The sequence below is a fragment of the Muriicola sp. genome, from assembly GCF_049669965.1.
In the GTDB taxonomy this organism is placed as follows: domain Bacteria; phylum Bacteroidota; class Bacteroidia; order Flavobacteriales; family Flavobacteriaceae; genus Muriicola.
The window spans coordinates 22,126-29,915 of record NZ_JBATLB010000056.1; the positions used below are offsets into that span (position 1 = coordinate 22,126).

Annotated in this window: 9 protein-coding genes; 7 read left to right on the forward strand and 2 right to left on the reverse strand. The window is 40.2% G+C overall.

Translation table 11 applies throughout. The annotated features are described in order from the left end of the window. Together WBM49_RS03425 and recF are read right to left on the reverse strand one after the other, a co-directional pair. Entirely contained in the window at positions 1–417 is a 417-nt protein-coding gene (locus tag WBM49_RS03425) for a hypothetical protein (protein ID WP_424370663.1), read from the reverse strand. Further along, complete coding sequence (gene recF, locus WBM49_RS03430) at positions 414–1,496, reverse strand: DNA replication/repair protein RecF (RefSeq protein ID WP_424370664.1); 1,083 nt, start codon at positions 1,494–1,496, stop codon at positions 414–416. Before recF ends, WBM49_RS03425 begins: the two co-directional genes overlap by 4 nt. A 113-nt stretch (positions 1,497–1,609) precedes the next feature. On the opposite strand from recF, the gene WBM49_RS03435 reads away from it, so the two are divergent. The 7 genes from WBM49_RS03435 to WBM49_RS03465 all read left to right on the forward strand — a co-directional run. After that, positions 1,610–2,374: a tetratricopeptide repeat protein gene (locus tag WBM49_RS03435; RefSeq protein ID WP_424370665.1), complete on the forward strand. Its 765-nt coding sequence runs from the start codon at positions 1,610–1,612 to the stop codon at positions 2,372–2,374. A gap of 1 nt (position 2,375) precedes the next feature. Next, positions 2,376–2,864, forward strand: coding sequence for a 6,7-dimethyl-8-ribityllumazine synthase (gene ribH / locus WBM49_RS03440; protein ID WP_424370666.1), 489 nt, complete (start codon positions 2,376–2,378; stop codon positions 2,862–2,864). Positions 2,865–3,012: 148 nt separating this feature from the next. Further along, positions 3,013–3,303, forward strand: coding sequence for a riboflavin synthase subunit beta (locus WBM49_RS03445; protein WP_424370667.1), 291 nt, complete (start codon positions 3,013–3,015; stop codon positions 3,301–3,303). Further along, entirely contained in the window at positions 3,303–5,153 is a 1,851-nt protein-coding gene (gene mutL / locus WBM49_RS03450) for a DNA mismatch repair endonuclease MutL (RefSeq protein ID WP_424370668.1), read from the forward strand. Before WBM49_RS03445 ends, mutL begins: the two co-directional genes overlap by 1 nt. Further along, positions 5,154–5,897, forward strand: coding sequence for a rhomboid family intramembrane serine protease (locus tag WBM49_RS03455; protein ID WP_424370669.1), 744 nt, complete (start codon positions 5,154–5,156; stop codon positions 5,895–5,897). It abuts the gene before it with no gap. Then, positions 5,898–6,770, forward strand: a complete 873-nt coding sequence (locus tag WBM49_RS03460) for a rhomboid family intramembrane serine protease (RefSeq protein ID WP_424370670.1) — start codon at positions 5,898–5,900, stop codon at positions 6,768–6,770. Between the two features lie 5 nt (positions 6,771–6,775). After that, the coding region (locus WBM49_RS03465) for an endonuclease/exonuclease/phosphatase family protein (RefSeq protein WP_424370671.1) at positions 6,776–7,790 on the forward strand (1,015 nt) is incomplete at its 3' end.

Sequence of the window (7,790 nt, forward strand, 5' to 3'; positions counted from 1 at the left end):
TTACTCCAGAATTATAGGTTGATATCGTTCATAAGTATAGGTAATTTGGTCCTCATTCCTGAGGGCTAGCGCAGTTTCAGAAATGGAGATGATCTCCTCTTCCCAGGTATCCATGGTACTTTCATACGTCATAATAAAAATGCCTTCACGATCTGTTATGCTAAAGTATTCTGCATCATCTGAAGTTATAAAACTGCCATCTGCAAGGGGTTGTACTTTTTTACGGTATCCTTTAATGCCCGTTATTTCAATATAATCGACAGTTGAATTCATCTCATAGGTCTTTGTATCACCATTAGGAAAGTTCACTTTTTTAATCTCCCAGTACCCATCCAGAAATGTAAGGTCTTCTTTGGTGACCGAATGGCCGCAAGAACAAAGGAAAAAAAGGAATACTACTATAGATAGTTGTTTCATTTCAGGGGAAATATCTTATAGGTTTGATGAATTTCTTTGATGATCTTTTCGGTACGTTCGGCATGGGTATCACTTATAAAGATCTGCCCAAAATTCTTATCTTCTACTAAGGTAATGATATGTGCCACTCTATGTTCATCCAGCTTGTCAAAAATATCGTCCAACAATAAGATGGGGGTGGTATTTACCAAAGCCTTCAGAAAATGAAACTGCGCAAATTTCAAGGCGATCAGAAAGGACTTTTGTTGTCCCTGACTCCCAAATTTCTTGATTGGATACTCCCCAATCTGAAAATCGAGGTCGTCTTTATGGATCCCTACACTGGTGTACTGAAGGGCCCTGTCTCGTTCTATATTGGAAGTTAACAACTCACTTAGTTCTGCTTCATGCAGCCTGGAATTGTAGACCAGGCTAACGTCTTCACTTTCTCCGGAAATGAGTTTGTATTGTTCTTGGAAAATAGGTTCAAATTTTTCAATAAAGTTGGCTCTCTTTTCGTAGATCTCCTGCCCGTAAGAATGCAATTGGTCATTGTAAATGCTTAAAGTTCCTGGATCGAAGGTGTGGTTGGCAGCAAAATACTTCAGCAGGGCATTGCGCTGAGCCAATACCTTCTGATAATTCATCAGGGATTGCAGGTATGCCCGGTCCGATTGGGAGATAACCCCATCCATGAATTTTCTGCGCGTATCACTTCCTTCTATGATCAGATCTCTGTCTGCTGGTGAAATGATCACTAATGGAAGAAGCCCAATATGGTCTGCTAGTCTTTCATAGGTCTTCCCATTTCTGCGAATAATTTTTTTAACATTGCGTTTTAGGGAGCAAACAATCTTCTCTTCGCGTTCGTTTAACATAAAATTCCCCTCGATCACAAAAAAATCGGCACCGTGTTTAATATTCTGAGTGGCAATAGGATTGAAGTAGCTCTTCCCAAAAGACAGATGATAAATTGCATCGAGCATATTGGTTTTGCCAATGCCATTGTTTCCGACAAAGCAATTTATTTTAGTGTCGAATTCAAAGTTGACATCACTAAAATTCTTGTAATTAAGAAGAGAAATATTCTGAAGAAACATTCAATGAGATCTTGAAATTGATTTTTCGGGCCGTAAAATATCCAAAAATAACAAATAAATACCCTTCGGTTTTGGAATAAAACTTTATTTTTGCGCGATCAATTAAAGGAACTATGGCAACATACAAAAAGAGGGGTTACAAGCCTAAAAATAAGGAAGAAGAAAGAGCATTGGCAGAACAGGGCAGTACAACGGCAGAGGTATTCAGCTCCTTGGACGAAAGTGCTTCTCGTTCAGAGCAGTGGGTTGCCCGCAACCAGAACTATATTCTGGGTGTGATTGGGGTGGTCGCTGTAGCTGTTTTAGCCTATTTAGGGTACTATCAATTTGTACAAGAGCCAAAGAACGCTAGTGCTGCGAATGAAATGCTCTACCCTAACCAATACTTTAACGAAGCATTACAGAGCACAACGGAAAAGGATTCATTGTTTATGTTGGCCTTGAATGGTGCAGAAGGAAAATATGGTTATCTGGATATTATAGAAGAGTATTCAGGAACCCCATCTGCGAATATTGCCACCTATTCAGCCGGAATGGCATACAAAGAATTGCAACAGTATGATAAGGCCATAGAATATTTGGAAAAAGTGGCTCCGGATGAAGAGATCACGGCTTCATTGGCTTTAGGAGGAATTGGTGACTCTTTCCTTCAACTGGGACAAACAGAAGATGCTCTGAACTATTACGAAAAAGCATTTGCTAAGGACGTCAATGAACTTACAACCCCCAGGTATTTATACAAGGCAGGAATTGCTGCGTTGGAGCTTGGATCCAAAGAAAAAGCACTTGGGTATTTTCAGCGTATCAAAGATGATTTTCCAAATTCTGAGGAAGCGAGGACGATCGATGTTTTCATAGGGATGGCTCAAACCCAATAAAATGGCTACTGCAAACCGAAATTTATCTCAGTACGATAAGGAGGGGATACCAAATGCCGATCATCTGAAGATCGGGTTGGTGGTTTCTGAATGGAATGCAGAGATTACAGAAGGACTTTTTAAAGGAGCACACAGCACTCTAATAGATTGCGGGGTGAAGAAAATCAACATCCTTCGCTGGGATGTGCCGGGTAGTTTTGAACTTACCTTTGGTTGTAAAAAAATGATACAGGAGGAAAAGCCCGATGCAATCATTGCCATCGGAAGCGTGATCCGGGGAGAAACAATGCATTTCGATTTTGTGTGTAGTGCTACTGCACAGGGTATAAAGGACCTCAATCTTCAGTTTTCAACTCCAGTGATCTTTTGTGTTCTAACCGATGACACCTTGCATCAAGCCCAGGATAGAAGCGGGGGCAGACACGGAAATAAGGGCACAGAAGCAGCGGTTGCTGCCATTAAGATGGCTGCTTTGGGATCCAGAAATTAGAGATTTCTCACATCTATCCCTTTCATCACTGAGTCTGAAAGGCTTGTTTCGGCATCATAAATAAGCCTTTCTCCTTGATGTTAACAAATTTTGGGAGCCATCGTTCTGCACTTTTTTTATATTTAAGTACATTTGACGGAGGAGCAATATGGGACGATTTACGAAACTGCGGAAGAACAAAAAATACAATTACACACCACGATATTTTGATGATAAAGGGGAGGGGAACCCTTATAAAATAGAACGAAAACTGGATAGGTTTCGTTCCACCATAGAGACCCCAAGGGGAATAAAATCTAAATTAAATCAGGCCATGTCTGACCTCCGCAGGGGGGGTGATCAACACTATAAACTACGCATGCTGATTATCATTGCGATCCTCGTTTTTATTTTCCTCTATATTATAGATTTTGATCTATCCATTTTCTTGAATAACTAATGGCAGATATCATACAACTCTTGCCAGATCATGTGGCGAATCAAATTGCAGCCGGGGAAGTGGTGCAGCGTCCAGCTTCTGTGGTAAAGGAGTTGTTGGAAAACGCTGTAGATGCTGGTGCAGCCACCATTCAGCTTATCGTAAAGGACGGGGGTAAAACACTTATTCAGGTGGTAGATGACGGGATTGGGATGAGTCCAACCGATGCCCGCCTAAGCTTTGAGCGCCATGCCACCTCCAAGATCCGAAGTGCAGAAGATCTTTTTAAACTTCATACCAAAGGATTCAGGGGAGAGGCTCTGGCCTCTATAGCGGCCATTGCGCACGTTGAGATGCATACCAGGCCAAAAGATGAGGAGGTTGGCACTTACCTAAAAATGGAAGGGAGTACGGTAGTGTCACAGGAAGTAGCGGTAACACCCATAGGAACTTCTATCGCCGTTAAAAATCTTTTCTATAACATACCAGCTCGCCGTAATTTTCTAAAATCCAATCAAGTAGAATTCAGACATATTACCGATGAATTTCACCGCGTGGCATTGGCACATCCGGGGATCAATTTTTACTTTTTTCACAATGGGAGTGAATTATTTCATTTAACAGCGCATTCCCTGAAGAAACGGATCGTTCAGGTATTTGGCCATAAGACGGATGAAAAATTAGTACCGGTACGTGAAGAAACACAGGTAGTAACCATAGAGGGGTTCATTTGCAAACCTTCATTCGCTAAAAAGAGCAGGGGAGAGCAATTTTTCTTTGTCAATGATAGATTTATAAAAAGTCCGTATTTGCATCACGCCATCCTTTCCGCCTTTGAAGGGCTTATAAAACCGGAGGCGCATCCTGGATATTTCTTATATCTAACGGTAGATCCCACTTCAATAGATATCAATATCCATCCTACTAAAACCGAAATTAAGTTTGATGATGAGCATACGCTGTATGCTATCTTAAGATCGGCGGTTAAACACAGTCTTGGGCAATTTCATTTAACCCCAAGCCTGGATTTCGAAAAGGATCAGAATTTAGAGACTCCCTATGCATATCAACATAAGGAAGCCCATCTTCCGGGCGTTTCGGTAGATCCCGGTTTTAATCCATTTGCTGAGACCACGACCAGATCTGCCACAGGAAGACTTTATAAGAAGGGGTCTCCCGAGGGTTGGGAAAATCTTTATATGGGTCTTGAATCTAAGGCTAGCAGGGAAGAATCCTTTAGCAGTGTACACTATGAATCGGAAACCATTTCCGGGTCCATTTTCCCACATGCCGAAGTACAGGAAGAAAATGACACCACCACTTTTCAGCTGAGGCGAAAATATATTGTGACTACCATAAGGTCCGGGATGCTGATCATTGATCAAAGCAGGGCACATCAACGGGTATTATACGAAAAGTTCTTGAGGAGCATGACGCTAAAAGAGACCTTGAGTCAGCAACTACTGTTCCCTATCTCCTTATCATTCTCCAAAGGCGAATTGACCATCTTAAAAGACATGAAAGATCACTTGCATGCCTTAGGATTTATTTTTGGGGAAGAGCAGGAGGAACAGCTACTCATCAAAGGATTGCCACCTATGATTGGAGAGAAAGAAGCAGAAGAAGTGTTGGATCAGCTTATTTCAGAATGCTCCATGGAAAGTAGTTCTACCAATTTTTCACAATCTGATATGCTCGCAAAAGCGTTGAGCAAATCACTCTCAGTAAAAACCGGCGATTTGTTAGACAATGTATCCCAACTGGCTTTAGTAAATGATCTGTTTGCCTGTAAGGAAACTTTGTTAAGTCCGTTTAATAAACCAATCTTTATAACGTTATCCGAAAGCGAAATCGATAAAAAATTCAATTAAATGGGAAGACTTACCGGGGCCATAAAGCACCTTCTGATCATCAACATACTCTTTTTTGTGGCTACCAGCCTTTACGAAGTGCAAATGTTACAATGGTTCTCCCTTTGGTTTCCGGAGAACGAAAATTTCGCCTTATGGCAGGTCATTTCCCACATGTTTATGCACGGGGGGTTTATGCATATCCTTTTTAATATGTACGCTTTATGGGCCTTTGGATCACCTTTGGAACAAATGTGGGGTAAAAATAAATTCTTGTTCTTTTATTTTTCAGCGGGAATTGGGGCTGCCATCATCCATACGGCAGTAAACTATTACTATTTCACTGAGGGAATGGATGTTCTTATAAATTCAGGCCTGGCCAAAGCGGAGGTTATGGATATTATATCTCAAGGAAAATTTAGTCCAAGCTGGTATAACCTTGCACCTAAAAGCACCATAGATAATTTTTTGATGGCATACTCTACCCCTGCGGTTGGGGCCTCAGGTGCTATTTATGGGGTCCTGGTGGCCTTTGGCATGTCGTTCCCCAACAGTGAACTTTTTCTTATTTTTCTGCCTGTGCCTATCAAAGCAAAGTATTTTATTCCTGTGCTAATAGGACTCGACCTGTTCTCTGGTGTTACGGGATACTCTATCTTTGGACAGGGAATCGCTCATTTTGCACACGTGGGAGGTGCCCTATTTGGATTTATTATGATGTGGTATTGGAAAAAAAGGCAGTTCAATAAAAACAGGTGGAACTAGATGAGTACAGGAGGACTTCGTTATCAATACGCCCGGCTTAGCATAGCAGAGAAGCTGATCACTATAAATGTGGCGGTGTTTATATTAAATGCACTATTGCCATTTCTATTGGGCTTTGGGCGTAATGCTATTTCCCAATGGTTTGAACTTCCTGTGGACCTTATGGCCTATATCACACAGCCCTGGTCTATCATTACCTATTCCTTTTTCCATGCAGATCTTTGGCATTTGTTTTTTAATATGCTCTTGCTTTATTTTTCAGCCCGGATTTTCCTGAATATATTCTCTGCCAGAAAATTAATCAATGTATATTTCTTAGGAGTGATCCTTGGAGGCCTGTTCTTTGTTGTAAGTTATAATATCTTTCCGGTTTTTTTGGGAGCTAATACTTCCATTATCGGAGCTTCAGCCGGTGTGACGGCCGTCCTTATCTTTATTTGTGCCTATATTCCCAATCAGATAGTACGTGTAGTTTTCTTTAATGTTAAATTGTGGTATTTAGGAGCTTTTTTTGTCCTCCTCGATCTAGTACAGATCCCGGCTAATAATTCCGGAGGACATCTGGCACACTTGGGTGGCGCCCTACTTGGTTACGTTTACGCAAGGCAATTGACCAAGGGGAAGGATATAGGAGAAGGTTTCTCAAAATTACTGGACGCATTGGGGGCAATGTTTAAGCCTAAGGAGAAAAAGGCATCAATGAAAACGGTCTATCGAAAAACCACTGCTTCGGCCAAATCCAAGGTAGACTACGACAAAGAAAGTCGCCAACGAAAAATTGATTCTATTCTGGATAAGATCAGCAAATCTGGATATGAAAGCCTTACCAAAGCTGAAAAAGACTTTTTATTTAAGGCCGGGAAAGAAGAATAATATGTATGTGGTCTAGATTTAATTTGGTATCCACTTTTAAGGTGATTTCTATATTCACTTCCGTATTATTGATCATTTTTTGTTTCTACAGTACTTCATCCTACTTTGATTTTACAGTGTTGGATCTTGCCGGCTTGGTTGTCCCTTACATAGTTTTGGTTAATATTCTCTTATTGATCTATTGGGTATTTAGGAAAGATCGATTTTTTTTCCTTGTCTTAACACCCCTTATTTTATGGTATTTCATTCTTGGTCCATTTTTTAAGATTTTTTCACTGGAGGGAGAGCATCCATCAGAAGCAATATCTGTTTTGACCTATAATGTTTTCGGATTTGGAGGGTATTATAAATACAGGGGTCAGGACATCGTAAAAAGGACTGTTGATTTCGTAAATAAGCAAGATGCCGATATCGTTTGTTTCCAGGAATTTGACCGGTGGAGGATATCATCAACTGATTTTAAGGATTACCCTTATCAGTTCGTTTATCAATTTAATAATAAGAAACGATATTCACCCTTGGCGATCTTGTCAAAATTCCCGATCATAAACCAAGGCTCTTTAAACTTTCAAGGTACTGGTAATAATACTATTTATGCCGATATCGTAAAAAAGACAGATACCATAAGAGTTTATAATGTTCATTTGCAATCTTTAGCCATACAACCGGGATCATTTAAAAGAGAAAACCCTTTGAGGATCTATAATAGATTAGGATCAACTTTTGAGTATCAAACAATTCAAGCAGAGCAAATAATAAAACACAGTAGGAATTCCCCATTTCCCAAAATAATATGCGGAGATTTTAATAATACACAGTATTCCAGGATATACCAAAGAATCAGGTCTCGTATGAAAGATTCATATTTAGAGAAGGGTTCCGGATTTGGTAGGACACTTGAATTTAAATTCTTGCCATTTAGAATAGATTATATTTTAACAGATCCTGATTTTGAAGTGTTAGAACATAAGAATTTTGAAGCGGTCTTATCCGATCACTTTCCTGTTATGGCATCCATTA